General features: G+C 66.3%; 20 protein-coding genes and 1 other RNA gene. 9 read left to right on the top strand and 12 right to left on the bottom strand.

Annotation, left to right across the window (positions count from 1 at the left end; genetic code table 11):
- Positions 1-67: 67 nt before the first annotated feature.
- From DEBA_RS17285 to DEBA_RS18975, 5 genes are read right to left on the bottom strand one after another with little or no spacing between them, the layout of a single operon-like run.
- The gene (locus DEBA_RS17285) at positions 68-514 is read right to left on the bottom strand and encodes a pyridoxamine 5'-phosphate oxidase family protein (RefSeq protein ID WP_013259504.1); all 447 of its coding nucleotides are present in this window, start codon (positions 512-514) and stop codon (positions 68-70) included.
- Positions 515-520: 6 nt separating this feature from the next.
- Positions 521-1,588: a class II aldolase/adducin family protein gene (locus DEBA_RS17280; protein ID WP_013259503.1), complete on the bottom strand. Its 1,068-nt coding sequence runs from the start codon at positions 1,586-1,588 to the stop codon at positions 521-523.
- Positions 1,575-1,862: a hypothetical protein gene (locus DEBA_RS13485; RefSeq protein ID WP_013259502.1), complete on the bottom strand. Its 288-nt coding sequence runs from the start codon at positions 1,860-1,862 to the stop codon at positions 1,575-1,577. The genes DEBA_RS17280 and DEBA_RS13485 overlap by 14 nt, the downstream gene beginning before the upstream one ends.
- Before the next feature lies 1 nt (position 1,863).
- On the bottom strand, positions 1,864-2,145 hold the full coding sequence (locus tag DEBA_RS13480; RefSeq protein ID WP_013259501.1) for a hypothetical protein: 282 nt from the start codon (positions 2,143-2,145) through the stop codon (positions 1,864-1,866).
- Positions 2,146-2,155: 10 nt separating this feature from the next.
- Positions 2,156-3,085: an SPOR domain-containing protein gene (locus DEBA_RS18975; protein WP_013259500.1), complete on the bottom strand. Its 930-nt coding sequence runs from the start codon at positions 3,083-3,085 to the stop codon at positions 2,156-2,158.
- A gap of 431 nt (positions 3,086-3,516) precedes the next feature.
- On the opposite strand from DEBA_RS18975, the gene DEBA_RS13470 reads away from it, so the two are divergent.
- Positions 3,517-3,708 carry a hypothetical protein gene (locus tag DEBA_RS13470; RefSeq protein WP_013259498.1) on the top strand — a complete coding sequence of 64 codons (192 nt, stop codon included), beginning with the start codon at positions 3,517-3,519 and terminating at the stop codon, positions 3,706-3,708.
- 73 nt (positions 3,709-3,781) lie between these two features.
- Here the strand turns inward: DEBA_RS13470 and DEBA_RS13465 are convergent, their stop codons facing one another.
- From DEBA_RS13465 to DEBA_RS13445, 6 genes are all read right to left on the bottom strand, one after another.
- Positions 3,782-4,012 carry a hypothetical protein gene (locus tag DEBA_RS13465; protein WP_013259497.1) on the bottom strand — a complete coding sequence of 77 codons (231 nt, stop codon included), beginning with the start codon at positions 4,010-4,012 and terminating at the stop codon, positions 3,782-3,784.
- Between the two features lie 128 nt (positions 4,013-4,140).
- On the bottom strand, positions 4,141-5,127 hold the full coding sequence (locus tag DEBA_RS13460; protein WP_013259496.1) for an HD-GYP domain-containing protein: 987 nt from the start codon (positions 5,125-5,127) through the stop codon (positions 4,141-4,143).
- A 240-nt stretch (positions 5,128-5,367) separates the two neighbouring features.
- The gene (locus DEBA_RS13455; protein WP_013259495.1) at positions 5,368-5,853 is read right to left on the bottom strand and encodes an L-2-amino-thiazoline-4-carboxylic acid hydrolase; all 486 of its coding nucleotides are present in this window, start codon (positions 5,851-5,853) and stop codon (positions 5,368-5,370) included.
- 178 nt (positions 5,854-6,031) lie between these two features.
- Positions 6,032-6,331 (bottom strand): transcriptional regulator, encoded by a 300-nt coding sequence (locus tag DEBA_RS13450; protein ID WP_013259494.1) that lies wholly within the window; start codon positions 6,329-6,331, stop codon positions 6,032-6,034.
- Between the two features lie 42 nt (positions 6,332-6,373).
- Positions 6,374-6,471, bottom strand: an RNA gene (gene ffs / locus DEBA_RS17520) — signal recognition particle sRNA small type.
- A 111-nt stretch (positions 6,472-6,582) separates the two neighbouring features.
- Positions 6,583-6,861, bottom strand: a complete 279-nt coding sequence (locus DEBA_RS13445; protein WP_013259493.1) for an HU family DNA-binding protein — start codon at positions 6,859-6,861, stop codon at positions 6,583-6,585.
- A 233-nt stretch (positions 6,862-7,094) separates the two neighbouring features.
- Between DEBA_RS13445 and DEBA_RS13440 the strand changes: the two genes are divergently transcribed.
- Genes DEBA_RS13440 through DEBA_RS13420 form a run of 5 tightly spaced genes read left to right on the top strand, consistent with a single transcriptional unit; the run spans position 7,095 to position 12,393 of the window.
- Positions 7,095-7,892: an undecaprenyl-diphosphate phosphatase gene (locus DEBA_RS13440; RefSeq protein WP_013259492.1), complete on the top strand. Its 798-nt coding sequence runs from the start codon at positions 7,095-7,097 to the stop codon at positions 7,890-7,892.
- A 4-nt stretch (positions 7,893-7,896) separates the two neighbouring features.
- The gene (locus DEBA_RS13435) at positions 7,897-8,973 is read left to right on the top strand and encodes a mannose-1-phosphate guanylyltransferase (RefSeq protein WP_013259491.1); all 1,077 of its coding nucleotides are present in this window, start codon (positions 7,897-7,899) and stop codon (positions 8,971-8,973) included.
- Between the two features lie 48 nt (positions 8,974-9,021).
- Complete coding sequence (locus tag DEBA_RS13430; protein WP_013259490.1) at positions 9,022-10,002, top strand: DUF368 domain-containing protein; 981 nt, start codon at positions 9,022-9,024, stop codon at positions 10,000-10,002.
- A 17-nt stretch (positions 10,003-10,019) separates the two neighbouring features.
- Entirely contained in the window at positions 10,020-11,003 is a 984-nt protein-coding gene (locus DEBA_RS13425; RefSeq protein ID WP_013259489.1) for a type I phosphomannose isomerase catalytic subunit, read from the top strand.
- A 34-nt stretch (positions 11,004-11,037) separates the two neighbouring features.
- Positions 11,038-12,393: a phosphomannomutase/phosphoglucomutase gene (locus DEBA_RS13420; protein ID WP_013259488.1), complete on the top strand. Its 1,356-nt coding sequence runs from the start codon at positions 11,038-11,040 to the stop codon at positions 12,391-12,393.
- On the opposite strand, the gene DEBA_RS13415 is transcribed toward DEBA_RS13420, so the two are convergent.
- Positions 12,390-13,001: an L-threonylcarbamoyladenylate synthase gene (locus tag DEBA_RS13415; RefSeq protein ID WP_013259487.1), complete on the bottom strand. Its 612-nt coding sequence runs from the start codon at positions 12,999-13,001 to the stop codon at positions 12,390-12,392. The genes DEBA_RS13420 and DEBA_RS13415 overlap by 4 nt on opposite strands.
- Before the next feature lie 120 nt (positions 13,002-13,121).
- Here DEBA_RS13415 and ligA point away from each other — a divergent pair, with 120 nt between their 5' ends.
- From ligA to DEBA_RS13400, 3 genes are all read left to right on the top strand, one after another.
- Complete coding sequence (gene ligA, locus DEBA_RS13410) at positions 13,122-15,197, top strand: NAD-dependent DNA ligase LigA (protein ID WP_013259486.1); 2,076 nt, start codon at positions 13,122-13,124, stop codon at positions 15,195-15,197.
- A gap of 16 nt (positions 15,198-15,213) precedes the next feature.
- A complete protein-coding gene (locus tag DEBA_RS13405; protein ID WP_013259485.1) occupies positions 15,214-15,492 on the top strand; it encodes an acylphosphatase in 279 nt (92 codons plus the stop codon).
- 100 nt (positions 15,493-15,592) lie between these two features.
- Positions 15,593-16,504: a CsgG/HfaB family protein gene (locus DEBA_RS13400; RefSeq protein ID WP_013259484.1), complete on the top strand. Its 912-nt coding sequence runs from the start codon at positions 15,593-15,595 to the stop codon at positions 16,502-16,504.
- Positions 16,505-16,516 lie beyond the last annotated feature (12 nt).

The raw sequence follows: 16,516 nt of genomic DNA, 5'->3' as shown, positions 1-16,516 counted from the left end.
GGGCGGGATGCAACGCGCCTTGGCTGGCTCGAAGCGATTTTTGCCCGCCCCGGCGCGGCGGACGTGGCTAATCCATGTTGACGTAGTTGGCCTTCAGCGCCCCTTCCATCATCCGCAGATCGTGGACCTCGATGTAGAGCACGGCGATGTCCTGTTCGGCCAGCAGGCCCTCCAGGTGCGGATAGCGGATGGAAAACAACCGCTTGATCGAGCCGGCCCGGCCGGGGTCTTCCAGGGGGAAGCACTCGCCGTGGATGGTCAGGGCTTTCACTTCGCCCAAGCCGATCTGCCCGCCGCCGGCGATGCTGGCCCGGTCGTCGATGAGCAGGCTGACCTTGGGGTTTTTTAATATACTCTGATACTTCTTGGTGTTGATTTTGGAGACCACGTAGATGAAGCGGCAGTCGTCCTCCACCAGGTAGCTCATCAAAGAGCAGTGGGGGCTGTCGCCATCGACGGTGGCCATGACGCAGTTTCGGCGGCTGCGTATGAATTTGCGCATCTCGTCCAACATGGCTTGTCAAGCCTCCTCGAAGTTAAAGGGCGCGTCGTCGTTTTTATCATAGGGCCTGTCGGTCAATTCCACAAACACAAGCGGCTGGCTGGCCCAAATGCGGTGGGCCACGCCCGGCGGCAGCCAGACCAGGTCGCCCACGCCCAACTCCAGGCGCGTTTTCTCGCCGCTGAGCGCGCAGACGGCCTCCAGCACGGCCGCGCCCTGGGCCACGTAAAAGCCCTCGGTCTTGCGGTTATGCACATGCCCCCCGCGAAAGCCCTTGCCCGGCTCCAGCGTCAACAGGCAGACCCGGCGCAGGGGCCTGTCGTCGACGATGAGGTGGGCCATGCCCCGGGCGTCGGGGTGACGCTTGGCGGTGGCGAACTCCGTGGTCTCGGGCAGATGCTCCACCTTCAGGCGCTGGGCCAGGGGCGGCGGCGGCGCTTGAACGGCGGCGTCGCGGCGCAGGCCGTAGCTTCGGCCCAACTCGGTCAGCCGGTCCAGATCATGCTGGGCCAGGGGCCGGGCCCCACCCAGTTGTTCGGCGGCCAAAAGGGTGATGGCGGCGTGTTCGAGCTTTTCGGTCAGGGCCCAGGCCCGCTCCAGGTTGGCGGCCATGGTCAGCGAGCCGTGGTGGGCCAGAAGCATGGCGTTGCAGCCGGCCACGTAGGGTTTGACCGCCGCCGGCAGGTCGGCGGTGGTGGGCGTGGCGTAGGGCGCGGTGGGCGCCGCCCCCAGGTGGATCATCAACTCGGGCAGCGCGCGGCAGTCCAAATGGCGGCCGGCCAGGCTGAAGGCGGTGGCCGTGGGCGGATGGGCGTGGACCACGGCGGCCACGTCGGGGCGCTCTTTATATACTAGATAGTGCAGTTGGCCCTCGCTGCTGGGTTTGCCTTGGCCGCTGATCACCCCGCCCTCCAGGTCGACGCAGAGGATGTCCTCGGGCTGGATGAAGGCCTTGCTGCGGCCGCTGGGGGTGATCAAGACGTTGCCGTCGTCCAGGCGCAGCGAGACGTTGCCGTCGCTGGCGGCCATGTAGCCTCGCTGATAGGCCAGGCGGCAGACCTGCACCAGTTGCTCACGCGGGTTCAATTTGTTCTCCCGGGTCGTCGCCCGGCCGGTCCAGGCGGTTTTGGGCGTCCAACTCGTCCAGCTCGTCCAGGGCCGCCTCCAACAGGTCGCGGCGCTCGGACGGCGATTTGAGGCGGTCGATGAACAGGTAATAATCGCCGCGAAACCAGCACAGGCCGCTTTTGAGCATCAGCCCGGCGTAACTGAGGCGCTCGTAGGCCACGCGCACGCCGCGACCCTTGACCTCGCGCTCCAACTCGGCCAGATAATCCTTGGACGCTCGGCGTTTGACCACGTCAGTCTTCCTTGGCGCGCGCCAGCTCCTCGAGGAACTGGCGCACGGCCGGCCGCAGATAGACGCCTTCGAGATCCAGGCCCAGCAGGGCCCGGCCCAGTTGGCGGCAACGGCCGTTTTCGTCGGCTCTTTTGTCGATGAAGGCTACCATCCTGGTCCCCAAACGGCAAACGCCGGAGCGCACCTGATACTGCTCGCCGCCATCGAGGGCGTCGAGGCGCACCTCCAGGCCCAGTTGCTCGGCCGCCGCGCGCAACAGGCTCCAGAGGCCGGCCCGCTCCACGACCGGCCCCCTAGCGCGCGCGCACGCTGAAGGGCGTGTCGGAAAGCCCCTGGGCTTTCAGCTCCTTGGCCGCCTTGAGCGAATCGGCCAGGCTTTCGTGGCCGCCCACGCAGACGCGCCACCACTGCCGGCCCTTGACCTGGGCCTCGTGCACCTGGGCCTGGACGCCCTGTTGGGCCAGGCGTTCGACGTGGGCCTTGGCCTCCTTGGCGCTGGGGAAGCTGGCCAGGCAGACGGTCCAGGCGCCGGTGGCGGCCGGTTGCGCGGTGGGCGATGGCTCTGGCGCGGTGGTCGGCGCGGGCGTGGGCTCCGGGTCGGCTGAGGTGGGTTGGCTTGGCGCGGCGGTCGGCGGCGTCGCCGCCGGCGCTACGGGGCCGGCCGGCTCCGGCGTGGGTTGGGGCGGTTGGCTCAGGGCGATGGCCATGGCTTCGGCCCGTTTGGCCGCATCCTGATCGGCGGGCGATCCGGGCGCGGGCGGTTGATCCAGCAGAAAATCCGTTTGCTGGGCGGGCGTCATGGGCTGCGGTTCGGGCTGGGCCGTGGGTTGAGGCTCGGGCCGCGGTTCGGCTTGGGGTAGGTCCTGGCCTGGCTCCTCCGGCGCTTGGGCCGGGGGCTCGACCTGGGCGGGGGCGGCCGTTTCCTGACGCCAATCGGCCGCCGTCTCGGGCGCGGCGGCGGCGAAGCTGTCCAACGGGCTTTTAGGGGTCGGCTCGTCGGGCGGGGCCTGGGTCGCCGTCAGGACGCTGACGGCCACGAAGGCCGCGCCGCAGAGGCAGCACAACGCCCCGAAAACGAAAAAGCGGTTGCGGTCGCCTCGCCAGAGGCGCGGCAACTGTGGAAACAGAACCTTGCGCTCCAGGTAGCGATACAGGCAGATCAGCCCGCCGAGCAGGCATAGGGCCGTCGCCCCCAACAAGGTCATCAGCAATATGGCGTTCATGGGCCAACTATCCCGCGAAGTTAACGGCTTAGGCTAGCACGTCGCGGCGGCCATGGCAAGCCCTCCGGCAAAAGTGGGGCATTTTGGCATTGTCTGTGCATAATGGATGGCCACATCGCCTTCACTCGGCTTGAGCAGGAGACCAAATGCAGCCATCAGCGCGCGACAAACTCAGAAGATTCTACCAAGAGGCCATGCTCTGCCCCGAACTGCTTTGCCTCAGTTGCCAGCGTAGCGCCTGGAACAGTTCGCGGCCGCCGTGCTCCCAGAGCCGCCGCGAGGATTGCGCTCTTTTCGTGGAGGACATGGCCGGCCGATTGGCGGCCGAGCCGCCCAAAGCGCCCGGACGGCGCCCCGCCCAACATCCACGCTGACGAATTAGCTCAAGTTTCATGCGGGGTTGGCCGATAAGGGGGACAGGAGGAAACCCCATGTTGGTCGATCTGAACATCGGCGGACTGCTCAAGACGCCCGAAAAGCCCAGGGATCAAGCGGCTGATCGGCGGGTCAAGCGTCAGTCCGGCAAGGTTCAGCCCAGCCGCCGCATCGAGCCCCTGGGCCGCCATGGCCAGGAGGGTGAATCGCCCCAGCCCGACGAGCGGGGACTGAGCCGTTACGCCTGAAAAATTTTCCCGTTCGCGGACGCCGCGTCAAAATTTGCCGGGCGCGGCCGTCAAGGAGTTGACGAACCGCGCATCAGGAAAAGTAGCGGCGGATTTTGATCCGGCGATGCAGATACATGCCCCAGACAAAGGCGGCCAAGCCGACCACCTCGGCGATCAGGGCCAGCACCCAGGCCCCGCCGCCACCGGTGAACAGGCCGCCGGGATTGTCGGCCATGATCACCCCGGTCATCATCAGGCCCAGGCCCATGATGATCAACAACACCGAAGTGACTCGCCATAGGCCAAGCTTCCAGTCGGACAAAAGACCCTCCTCGCGTCATGGCGAGTTGTAGCGCCGCTGATCATCAGGCTAAAGAAATTCGCGCGCCGTGACAAGCCCGTTTCCGGACCAATACGTTGTTTTGTCCAGTTTGCCGGGCTGAAAGGCCGCTAGACGATCTCCGCGCCGCTGAGCACCATCACCAGCCGTTTGAACACCCGCTGATCAAAGGCGCCCTCCATGTCGTCGCGCATTATTTGCAACGCCTCGAAAGGCGTGATCTTTTTGGCGTATGGCCGATCGGAGGTCAGGGCGTCGTAGACATCGCAGACCGAGAGCACGCGCACCGGCAGGGGGATGTCTTCGCCCTGCATGCCCGCCGGATAGCCACCGCCGTCCATGCGCTCGTGGTGGAAAAGGATGGCGTTGTAGGCCTGGCGGCTCAGCGGCGCTTGGGCGGTCATGGCCACGCCGTGCAGGGGGTGCTGATTGATGATCTGGCGTTCGTCCTTGGTCAGGGGGCCTGGCTTGGTGATGATGCGCCGAGGGATGCGCGCCTTGCCCAGGTCGTGCAGCATGGCCCCCAACCCGCACTGGATGATCTCGTCCCTGGGCATTTCGTAGGTGTGCAGCACGGCGGTGGTGAAGACGAAGACCTGCACGCAGTGGCTGTAGGTCTGGTAGTCGTGGTTGATCAACGAGGCCATGCTCTTGAGCGAGCCGTCCTTGGCCAGAAAGCCGATGCCCTGCTCGACGAAGTGGGCGATGCGGTCGAAATGACGCCGATCCAGGCAGGTGGGCAGGCGCTCCTCGAAGGTCTGCTTGATGATGTCCACCGACGACTTGTAGAGCACCTTGGCCCGCTCGGTCATGGGCAGGTTTTCGTTGTGCAGGATCTCGCCCAGGTTGCGCTCGACGTATTGCTCGTAGGCCGATTTCTGATCGGTGAGGATGTAAATCTCGTCGACGCCGTGATCGTAGAGCCGCTGGCGGTGGCCTTCGGTAAAGGTCGTGCTGGCGTTGGAATAGAGCACGAAATTGTTTTTTATCTTTAGGTATACGCTGAAATCACCCTGTGTCCTGGGAAAGATCATCAAGGGCGAAGTGGCGAAAAAGTCTTTTTCCCGCAGGGGGGTGTCTCGCGCCAGGATGCCCATCAACGCCTCTGTTCACGAGCCTCGCGGCCGGTTTGCGTCAACGTTTTCATCGGTCTTCACACAATAAATAATTTTGGCGGCAAAAAGGCCGCTTCGTCCACCGCGAAAATGCGTGGGATAAAAAGATAGCCCCAACCACGCCGGCCGTCGACCTGGAACCAGGGCCCGGCGTTCTTTTGGCCGCGCCGGACGGAGGCGTTTGTTTGGCGCGTCCAGACGTTGGCGGCCGCGGGCCAGGCGTCAGGCCAAGGGCGGGCGTTGTTTTCTGAGGTATGTATGATCGCAATGATCGTCGCCGGCGCCGATCTGATGGCTGCGCTGAAAATCCCAGGCCGAAGCGTGCCTTTTGGCGATTTGCCAGTCGCCGTCGCAGATGTATGGATTGACCTGGGCCAGCCCCAACGCCCTGAAGGCTTCGCAGTGAGGGCAGTTGCGATAATTGAAAACGATGCGGTCGGAGTCTTGATAGACGACGGAGACATCGTAAAGCGGCCGGAGAAACGCCGCGTTGCGGGTTATTTTCGCGCGGAATTCGTCGAACTTGTCGGGATCGTCCACCCTGGGGATGAGGATGAACTCGGCCGTCCTGGTGATCAGGGCCGAGGCCACCGGCCCGAATATCTCCACGGCCCTGTCCTTGCCCGTGAAAAGCGCGCACAGATGGATGAGCGCATGGAAAGGCAGGGCGGTCATCAGACCGACGGTTGTCCTCAGCAGCCGTTTCATGCTTTATCCTCCCTGGGTGGCCACGTCGTCGACGCCCCCCGTGACCGGCGGCCGCGTCGAGGTTGCCGCCAGCAATCGCCGCGAGCGTCATGGATAAAGACTTATTCTAGAGTTGTTACCGGGTGGTGTCGCCTGAAATATTATGACGATCGCGTGACGACCGCCGCGCGGTCCGAGGCTAGACCCGGCGCTGGCTCGCTCTGCCGTCGACCTGGAACCAGGGCCCGGCGATCTTTTGACCGCGGCAGCGGGGGCATCTGCCCGGCGCGCTCAGGCGCTTGCGCTCAGTGAATCGATAGCCGCAGGCCAGGCAGCGGGCCGGCGTCAGGCGCAGCCGGCCGCCCATGCTCCGGCCGATGTGTTCCAGGTGCTCCTCGACTTCGGCCGGGCGCAACAGCAGCGCCTCGGCCAGTTGACGGGCGCTATGCGGCCGGCCCTCCAGGGCCTCGACGATGGCTTGGCGGATGGTCTTTTCCATAAAAGGGCCACGGAAAAACGCGGCGGCGGGAAGGGCCCTGGGCGTGGCTGGAACGATCCGCGACACGAACCGCATTGCTTACCGCTGCTTCCTTCCGGACCTGACGGGGTTCACGACCGTCCGTTGCGCGGTGTCCAACTCGCCCAGAGCCCATCGCGCCGCCGCGGCGGGCTTGCCAAACAACTTCACCCCGCCGCGATTTACAGCGGGGTGAGCGGCTTATGTCACCGAGGCGGCCGGGCCGCCGTCGGCTATTTGCCGTCGACGCGATCCTTGAGCTCTTTGCCCACCTTGAAGAAGGGCAGTTTTTTCTGGCCCACCTGGATTATTTCGCCAGTCTTGGGGTTGCGCCCTTGATAGCCATCGTAATTTTTTACCTTGAAGCTACCGAAACCTCGGATCTCGACGCGGTCGCCCTGGACCAGGGCCTCCTCGATGGCGCCGAACAGTGTGTTGACGACCATCTCCGCCTTTTTGATCGTGAGGTTTTCGGCCTTCGCCAGGGCCTCAATCAGCTGCGACTTGTTCATATACGGGCGCTCCTCACGTGCCACCCCGCCAGGGTCGTGCGCAAAGTGCAGTTAACGACCTGTTTATATGAAATTTCGGTTGCTATGTCAAGGGCCTATCTTAGCCCAATTTTCCGAATATGCTATCGCTTAATTGACGGCCTGGCCGCTTGCGCCGCCGGGGGGGGCGGAAAAGGCTCGACTTGCCCCCCTGCTCGGGCTATATTCCAGCAGCCTTGGAGGGTAACGCAAGCATGAATTTCTACCAAGCCATATTTTTAGGCGCTGTCCAGGGGTTGACCGAATTTCTGCCCGTGAGTTCATCGGGCCATCTGGTTCTGGGCCAGCATCTGCTGGGCCTGCGCGAGCCCCAGTTGATGTTCGACGTGGCCGTGCACGTGGGCACGCTGGCGGCGGTGCTGATCGTCTTTCGCGACGACCTGCTGGCCATGATTCGCGGCCTGTGGGCCGGCGATGATCGTGGCCGCGAGGGCCGTCGGCTGATCATGCTGGTGGCCGTGGGCAGCGTGCCCACGGCGCTGATGGGCTTTTTGCTCAAGGATTTTTTCGAGTCGCTGTTCGCCTCGGTGGCGGCGGTGGGCGCGGCGCTACTCTTCACCGGGTGCCTGCTGATGCTCACCCGCCTGGCTTCGGGGCGCGGCCTGGGCCTGTCGGAGGTCGGCCCCGGCCGGGCGCTGCTGATCGGCCTGGCCCAGGGCGTGGCCATCACGCCGGGCGTGAGCCGCTCGGGTTCAACCATCGCCGTGGGCCTGTTGTTGGGCCTGGAGCGCCAACTGGCCGCGCGGCTTTCGTTTTTGCTGTTCATCCCGGCTATCTCGGGCGCGCTGCTGTTGCAACTGTTGGACGCCGAGGCCTCGGCCGCGCCGGAGACGTCGATCCTTTTGGCCGGCGCGCTGACGGCGGGGCTGGTGGGATACGTCTGCCTGCGCCTGCTGCTGCGGGTGGTCAATCAGGGCAAGATCAGCTATTTTGCCTATTATTGCTGGGCGCTGGGCCTCGCGGCCCTGGCTTGGACCACTTTTGGGAACTGATTCCATGAAGCTATACGCCGTGGTCATGGCCGGCGGCAGCGGCACGCGCTTTTGGCCGGCCAGCCGTCAGCGCCGGCCCAAACAACTCTTGGCCCTCACCGGCGGCCGCAGCCTTTTGCAGCAGACCATCGACCGCGTCGCGCCGTTGATTCCGGCCGAGCGGGTGCTGGTGGTCACCGGGGCCGGCCACGCCGCCGAGGTGGCGGCTCAACTGCCCCATCTGGCCCCCGGCCAGATCCTGGCCGAGCCCCTGGCCCGCAACACCGCCGCCGCCGCCGCCGTGGGCGCGCTGTGGGTGGCCGGCCAAGACCAGGATGGCGTCTGCGTGGTCTTGCCGGCCGACCATTTGATCACCGACGAGAGCCTTTTTCTGCAAACCCTGGCAAAGGCCGGCCAAGTGGCCCACGCCCAGGGCCAGTTGGTCACCCTGGGCCTGACGCCGCGTTATCCGGCCACCGGCTTCGGCTACATCGAGGCCGGCGCGCTCGTCGATGGGCAAGCGCCCCAAGTCAGCCAGGTGGCGGCTTTTCACGAAAAACCGGCCCTGGCCAAGGCCGAGGAGTATTTGCATAGCGGTCGGCATTTCTGGAATTCTGGCATGTTCGCCTGGTCGGCCGGCGTGTTTTTGGCGGAGGTCGAGCGGCTGCTGCCCGAGCTGGCCCAAGGCCTGGCCCGCCTGGCCCCCCACTTGGCCGGGGACGGGCGCGACGAGTGGCTGGCCCGGATTTATCCGGCGTTGCCGTCGATCAGCGTCGATTACGGCGTTTTGGAGAAAACCAGCCGCCTGCGGGTGGTGCGGGCCGATTTCGGCTGGTCGGACGTGGGCTCGTGGGAGGCCATGGGCGAGCTGTGGCCGGCCGACGCGGCTGGCAACGTCTGCCAGGACGGCCGCATTCTGGCCATCGAGTCCTCGGGCAACGTGGTGGCGGCCGGCGGCCGGCTGGGCGCGCTGTTGGGCGTCAACGACCTCGTGGCCGTGGTCACCGACGACGTGCTGATGATCGTGCCCCGTGACCGCTGCCAGGACGTGCGCCAGATCATCGACCAACTGCGCGCGGCCGGCCTGGACGAACACCTATAAACATCGATCGCCGATCAAGGCGGCCTTCAGCGGAATCCGAACGAAATCATGCCTAACAAATATCGCGACGCCTTCATGGCCAGCCCCGGACCAAACACCTGGCGTCAGGCCGGGTTGTTGTGGCTCAAGGGCCTGTGCATGGGCGTGGCCGACATCATTCCCGGCGTTTCCGGCGGGACCATGGCCTTCATCACCGGCATCTACGGCGATCTGCTAGAGGCCATCACCTCCTTTGGCGGGCGGTTCTTCGGCCGTTTGCTGCGCTTGGATCTGGTCGGGGCCCTGCGCGAGGTTCATCTGCGGTTTTTGCTGCCGCTTATGCTGGGCGTGGGCGTGGCCCTTGTCTCCATGGCCCGGCTGATGCACTATCTGCTGGAATATCACCCGGTGCCGGTGTGGGCGCTGTTTTTCGGGCTGATCGCCGCCTCGATCGTGGTGATCGGCCGGCGGGCCGAGCGGCGTGGGGCGGACTGGTGGCTGAGCCTGGCCCTGGGCGCGGCGGCCGGTTTCGTCGTCGTGGGTTTGATCCCGGTGACCACGCCAGATGAACTCTGGTTCATTTTCCTGGCGGCGATGGTGGCCATCTGCGCGATGATTTTGCCGGGCATCTCCGGGGCGTTCATCCTGCTTTTGCTGGGCAAATATGTCTATGTCACCAGCGCCCTGCGCGATCCCTTCGACCCGCGCAACATGCTCATCATCGTGGTGTTCGCCTGTGGCGCGGCCCTGGGCCTGGCCGGCTTTTCGCGGGTGCTCAAGTGGCTGCTGGCCCGTTGGCACGACCTGACCGTCGCCGCCCTGACCGGGTTCATGATCGGGGCCATGCGCAAGATCTGGCCGTGGAAAGAGGTTGTGGAGAGCCGGGTGGTTTCGGGTAAAGTGTATGTCGTCCAGGAGCAAAATGTCTGGCCGCCCGACTTTGACGGCGAGTTTTGGCTGGCCGTGGCCATGGCGCTGGTGGGCCTGATCGCCGTGCTGATCCTGGAGCGTGTTTCCTCGCGCCGGGCCGCTTTGCACCCGGAGCGTTAGCTTTTTTGGGAGAATCCATGGACGGCGCGTTGCGTCCGTTGTTGTTGCGGCCGGTTTTTCTGCCCAAGGTCTGGGGCGTGGCCAGTCTGCCGCCAGGCCTGGCCGAGCTGTTCGCCGAGGCGCCGACCGGCGTGGGCGAGATCTGGCTGGCCTCCGCCCGCCATCACGTCACCACCGTCATCGGCGGGCCTTTCGAGGGCCTGGGGCTCGATGAAGTGGCCAGCCGTCGTCCGGCCGAGTTGCTGGGCCAAGGGGCGACGGGGCATTTCCCGCTGTTGGCCAAGATCCTCTGCGTGGGCCAGTGGCTCAGCGTCCAGGTCCACCCCGACGACGAGACCGCCCGCCGCCTGGAGGGCGAGCCCTGGGGCAAGTCCGAGGTTTGGCGCGTGCTGGAGGCCGCGCCCGAGGCCCAGATCATCCACGGCCTCGGCCACCCGGCTGGGCCCGATGAACTGCGCCGCGCCCTGGCCCAAGGGACGTTGGCCGGGCTGCTGGCCCGTGTGCCGGCCGCCACGGGCCAGACCTTCGCCATCCCGGCGGGCACGATCCACGCCACCGGCCCGGGGCTGACCATCTTCGAAGTCCAACAGGCCTCGGACGTGACCTATCGATTTTATGACTGGGACCGCCCCGGCGACGACGGTCGGCCCCGCGCCCTGCACGTGGACAAGGCCCTGGAGGCCTTGCGGCCCAGCGGCCCCGGTCGGCCCGAGCCCGTGGCCCAGGTCGTCGAGCGGCCTGGCTGCGTCTCGGAAATGCTGGCGCGCATGCCGGCCTTCAGCCTGTGGCGGCGGCGGGTGGCGCAATTGTTCATTCCGCCGGCGGAGGGCCGGCCCAGGGTCTGGTTCGTGCTGGCCGGCCGGGGTCATCTGGAGGCCGACGGCCCGCCCAGGCCAGTGGAGCCGGGCCAGTGTTGGGTCTTGCCGGCGCTGGGCCCCCGGCCGGTGTTACGGGCCATGGCCGAAAACGAATTGATCATCCTGGAGTCGGCGGCCCACTGAGGCCGGCGGGGCTCCATCTTTTTTGGGAGAACCGATGCAGCGCAACATCTTCCGCGAGTATGACATCCGCGCCGTGGTCGATAAAGAGATCACCGACGGCGACGTATCGTTGCTGGGCCGGGCCATGGGCGCGCACTTTCTGGCCAACGGCGTGGAGCGTCTCACCCTGGGCCGCGACGTGCGCCTCAGCTCCGACCGCTACCGCGACCTGCTGCTGGAGGGCCTGCTGTCCACCGGCCTGACGGTGATCGACTGCGGCGTCTGCACCACGCCGATCTTGTATTTTTCGGTGTTTCACCTGAACGCCGGCGGCGGCGTGATGATCACCGCCAGCCATAATCCGCCGGAATATAACGGCTTCAAGGTGGTGCTGGGCAAATCGACCATCCACGGCGCGCAGATCCAGCGCATCCACGACCTGGCCCAGGCCGGCCAATTCCCCTCGGGCCGAGGCAAGGTCAGCCAGCACGACATCATCACCGACTACATGGACCACGTCGCCAACAATATCCGCCTCGCAAGACGCCTGCGCATCGGGCTCGACTGCGGCAACGCCACCGGCGGCCTGGTGGCCCCCCAACTGTTGGCGCGCATGGGCGTGGAAGTCGCGCCGCTCTATTGCCAGGTGGACGGCGCCTTTCCCAACCACGAGCCCGACCCCACGGTGATGAAAAATCTGGTCGACCTGCAAAAGCTGGTGGTCGCGCAAGGCCTGGAGGCCGGCGTCGCCTTTGACGGCGACTGCGACCGGGTGGGCGTGGTCGATGAAAAGGGCCGGCCCATTTTTGGCGACATGCTGCTGGCCATCCTGGCCCGCGACGTGCTGCGCCAACAACCGGGGGCCACGATCATCGGCGAGGTCAAGTGCAGCAAAAACCTCTACGACGACATCGCCGCCCACGGCGGCCGGCCCATCATGTGGAAGGCCGGCCACAGCCTGATCAAGCAGAAAATGGCCGAGACCGGCGCGGCCCTGGCCGGCGAGATGAGCGGGCATATCTTTTTCAAACACCGCTGGTTCGGCTTTGACGACGGGCTCTACGCGGCGCTACGCCTGCTGGAGCTGATGTCCCGGACCGACAAGCCGCTTTCGACCTGGCTCGACGGCCTGCCGCCGGTGGTCAACACGCCCGAGATCCGCGTCGACTGCCCCGACGAACACAAGTTCGCCGTGGTGGCGGCCGTGGCCCGGCGCATGGCCGGCCACGACGTGGTCGATGTCGACGGCGTGCGGGTCAACTTCGCCGACGGCTGGGGCCTGGCGCGGGCCAGCAACACCCAGCCGGCGCTGGTGCTGCGCTTCGAGGCCACCAGCCAGGAGGGCCTGGAGCGCATCCGCGAGCTCATCGAGGGGGCGGTGGAGCGGGCCAAGAAAGAAGTCGGGGCCTAGACGCGGAATTCCTCCACGTCGCCGGCCCCTTCGCGGATGATCTGGGGCTCGTCGCCGATCAGGCCGATCACGCTGGAGAGCAGACCCGGCGCGGGCCCGCCGTCGACAACCAGGTCCAGGGCGTGGCCCAGCTCCGATTCGATCTCCCAGGGCGTGTTGAGCGCCCGGCCCTGGCCGTCCATGGCCGTGGTGCTGGCGATGGGGTGGCCCAGTTCCTGGACGATGGCCAGGCAGACGGGGTGATCGGGCACGCGGATGCCCACGGTCTTGCGCTTGGTCAGGACCATCTTGGGCGCGTGGCGGCTGCCCTCGAGCACGAACGTATATGGCCCCGGCAGCAGGCGGCGCAGGGTCTTGTAGGCGTAATTGGTCACGTTGGCGTAGGTCGAAAGGTCTTTCAGGTCCGGGCAGATGAACGAAAAGGGCTTGCTCTCGGGCTGGGCCTTGATCTGATGCAGGCGGCGCAGGGCCTTTTGGCTGAAGATGTCGCAACCCAGGCCGTATGACGTGTCGGTGGGGTAGGCCACCACGCCGCCTTCGCGCAGGGCGGCCGTGACTTGGGCTATCTTGCGCGGCTGGATGCGCTGGGGGTCGATCTCGATTATCATGGCCGTTCTCCGGCTTGGGCGCATAAAATAATTGTAGCCCCGCCGGCCGGGTGACGGCCAGCGTCGCGGCCATCAAATATATCCCATCGGGCCGTGGGCCTGTTTATATTTTAGGTGAACATGGAAAAACCGAGCCTGTCAGCGGCGGCCCGGCGCGTGGCCCAACTCAGCGAGGAACTGCGGCGGTGGTCGCGCGTATATTATAACGAGGGCCGGCAAGAGGTGGCCGACGCGCTCTACGACCAACGTTTCGCCGAGTTGGAGGAGCTGGAGCGGCTGTTTCCCATGCTGCGCCTGGCCGATTCGCCCACCAGGCGCGTCGGCGCGCCGCCCCAGTCCAGCTTCGCGGCGGTCAGCCATTTCCGGCCCATGCTCTCGCTGGAGTCGCGGGGCGATTTCGGCCTGGTGGGCGATCTGCTGCGCCGCCTGGCCGATGCCGGCCAACCCGAGGCCGCGATCTTGGCCCAGCCCAAGATCGACGGGCTATCCATCGAGTTAGTCTACGAAAACAACCTGTTGCGCACCGCCAGCACCCGTGGCGACGGCGTGGTCGGCGATGACGTCACGACCAACGCCAGGGTCGTGGGCGGCATACCCCACGCCCTGGAAGGCCTGGCGCCGGCCCTGGTGGTCGTGCGCGGCGAGGTCTACATGGACCGCGCCGGATTTTTGGACCTCAACCGCCAACTGGTGGCCCAGGGCCAGGACGGCTTCGCCAACCCGCGCAACGCCGCCGCCGGCAGTCTGCGCCAGCAAGACCCTTTCGTCACCGCCGGTCGGCCTTTGCGCTTTTTCGTCTTCGAGCTGGTCAACGCCGACGATCTGGGCCTGGCCAGCGACAGCGACGCCCTGCGCCTGCTAGGCCAATGGGGTTTTCCGCTGACCGACGATCATCTGCGCCTGGGCCGAGGGGCCGAGTTCGTCCGCCAGGCCCACGCCGACTATCTGGCTCGCCGCGCGGAGCTGCCCTTTGACATCGATGGCGTGGCGCTCAAGGTCGACGACCTGGCCTTGCGCGGCGTTCTGGGCCAGCGCAGCCGCACGCCGCGCTGGGCCGTGGCCTGGAAGTTTCCGCCGCGCCAAGAGGTGACGCCGGTGCTGGACGTGGTGGTGCAGGTGGGCCGCACGGGTAAGCTCACGCCCGTGGCCCTGCTGGAGCCGGTGGACATCGGCGGGGTGACCGTGGCCCGGGCCACGCTGCACAATTTCGAGGAAGTGGCCCGCCTGGACCTGCGGGTGGGCGATTTGGCGCGTATGGAGCGGGCCGGCGACGTGATCCCCCGGGTGGCCGGCGTGGCGCGTCAGGCCCCGCCCGAGCGGCGCGGGCCGGCCATCGTGGCGCCGACCCATTGCCCGGTCTGCGGCGCGACCATAGTCCGCGACGAAGGCGGGGTCAACCACCGCTGCCCAAACAGCCTGGGCTGTCCGGCCCAGCAGAAGGCGGCGCTACGTCACTTTGCCTCGCGGGCGGCCATGGACGTGGAGGGCCTGGGCGGCAAGAACGTCGAGGCCTTGTGGGAGCGGGGCTTCCTGAGCGATCTGCCCTCGCTCTACGCCCTGGCCGCGCGCCGCGACGAACTGGCGGGCCTGCGCGGCTGGGGCGAGCTGTCGGCGGACAATCTCTTGCGGGCCATCGCGGCCACCAAGGGCGCGGCCCTGGACCGCTTCATCTTCGCCCTGGGCATCCCCGGCGTGGGCCAAGAGACCGCCAAGCTGCTGGCCCAGCGCCTGGGCTCGCTGGAGGCCCTGGTCGCCGCCGCCGACGGCTGGCGCAAGCCGGCCAAGGATCGGCCCGCGGGGCTTTACCTCGACGATATCGCCGGCGTGGGGCCCAAGACCGCCGAGGATATCCAGCGATTTTTTCAAACGCCCCAGACCCGCCAGACGGCCCTCAAGCTGGCCGAACTGGTCGGGCCGACCTGGGCCGAGTCGCCGACCCCGCGGGCTGGGGCGCCGCTGGCCGGCAAGACCATCGTCTTCACCGGCCGCCTGGAGGGCCTCAGCCGGCCGCAAGCCAAGGCCCTGGCCGAGGCCGCCGGGGCCAAGGTGGCCGGCCAGGTCAGCCGCTCCACCGACTGGCTGGTGCTGGGCGAAAACCCTGGCGGCAAGCTGGGCGAGGCGCGCAAACTGGGCGTGCCGACCATGACGCTGGCCGAGTTTCTGACCTTGGCCGCCGACCGGCCTGCCGCTGTTTGACGCGGGAGGATGAGCCATGGAGGAAGTCAGGGCGCTGGTGTTGATCCGCGGCCGGGTGCAGGGCGTGGCGTTTCGGCACTATACCAAGCGCATGGCCGACGGCCTTGGCCTGAAGGGCTACGTGCGCAATCTGCCTTTGCGCCGGGTGGAGGCCTTGTTTCAGGGGCCGCGGCCGTTGGTCGAGCAAGCCATTGGCTGGTGCCGCCAGGGTCCGGCCCTGGCCAGGGTCGACGACCTGGATCTGCGTTGGCAAGATCCGGCCGACGATCTGGAGGGCTTTGAGATACGCCAATAGGCCGTCCAACTCGCGATTTGTTTACTTTTGTCGGCGCAGAGGCCATAATCTGGCCATTGACGGCTGAAAAACGTAAAAACGTTTCATGGAGTTTGTTCTGATGAAAAGCGCGCTGATGCGGCCGATTCTGTTGTTGGTCGTGGTCATGCTGATGGCCTCGGGCTGCGTGGTCAAGGAAAAGGTCGACGAGTTCATGGACGCCAAGGACGGCAATCTGCGCAAGCGGGTGGCTGTCGCGCCCTTCACCAGCGGCTTGGCCAGCCTGGACAAATCGTCCGCCAAGATCGGCGCGGCCGTGGAGGCCGATCTGAAGACCCACGGCGGCATCGTGGTGGTGGAGTTCGCCAAGGTCGAGGAGGCCATGGCGGCGGTGGACCCGGCGGTGCGCGATCAGCGCGAGCGGGTGGTCCTGGCTTGCCGCCAGTTGGGCGTTTCGTGCATGGTCATCGGCACGCTGACCGACCTGAGCGTGCAGAGCCAAAAAACCGGCATCTATGGTTTCCGCGAGAATACGCCGTTTTTGGCCATGGAGCTCGACCTGCAGTTGATCGACGTTTCCACCGGCTCGGTCATGGCCGACAAGGCCTTGCAATCGAGCCAGGAACTCAGCGATATCGACGCCACCAATCTGCGCATGGGCCAGGCGCCGTCCAAGGCCCTGGAGGCCCAACTCGAGGCCGACCTTGTCGCGCCGGCCATGAAATGGACATGGTCCAACATCTCGGCCATGCGCTGGAGCGGCTTCGTGCTGTCGGTGGACGGCCCGCGCCTGGAGGTCACCATCGGCCGCGACACCGGCATGACCGTCGGCGACGAGGTCGTCGTCTACACCAAGGGCGAAAAGATCGTCACCGGTTCGGGCAACGTGGTCTATCTGCTGGGCCGGCCGGCCGGCGTGGTGCGGCTGGTGGAGCTTGGTCCGCGCACTTCCTGGGCCACGCCGATGCAGCCCGAGGAGGGTGAACAAGCGCCCGGCCCCTTCGAGCCGGGCCAGGTGGTGTTGACCGAATAAACCGCGACGCCC

This window comes from Desulfarculus baarsii DSM 2075, assembly GCF_000143965.1.
Classification (GTDB): domain Bacteria; phylum Desulfobacterota; class Desulfarculia; order Desulfarculales; family Desulfarculaceae; genus Desulfarculus; species Desulfarculus baarsii.
Note: the sequence above shows the minus strand (reverse complement) of the source record. Positions and strands in the feature narration are given on the sequence as shown.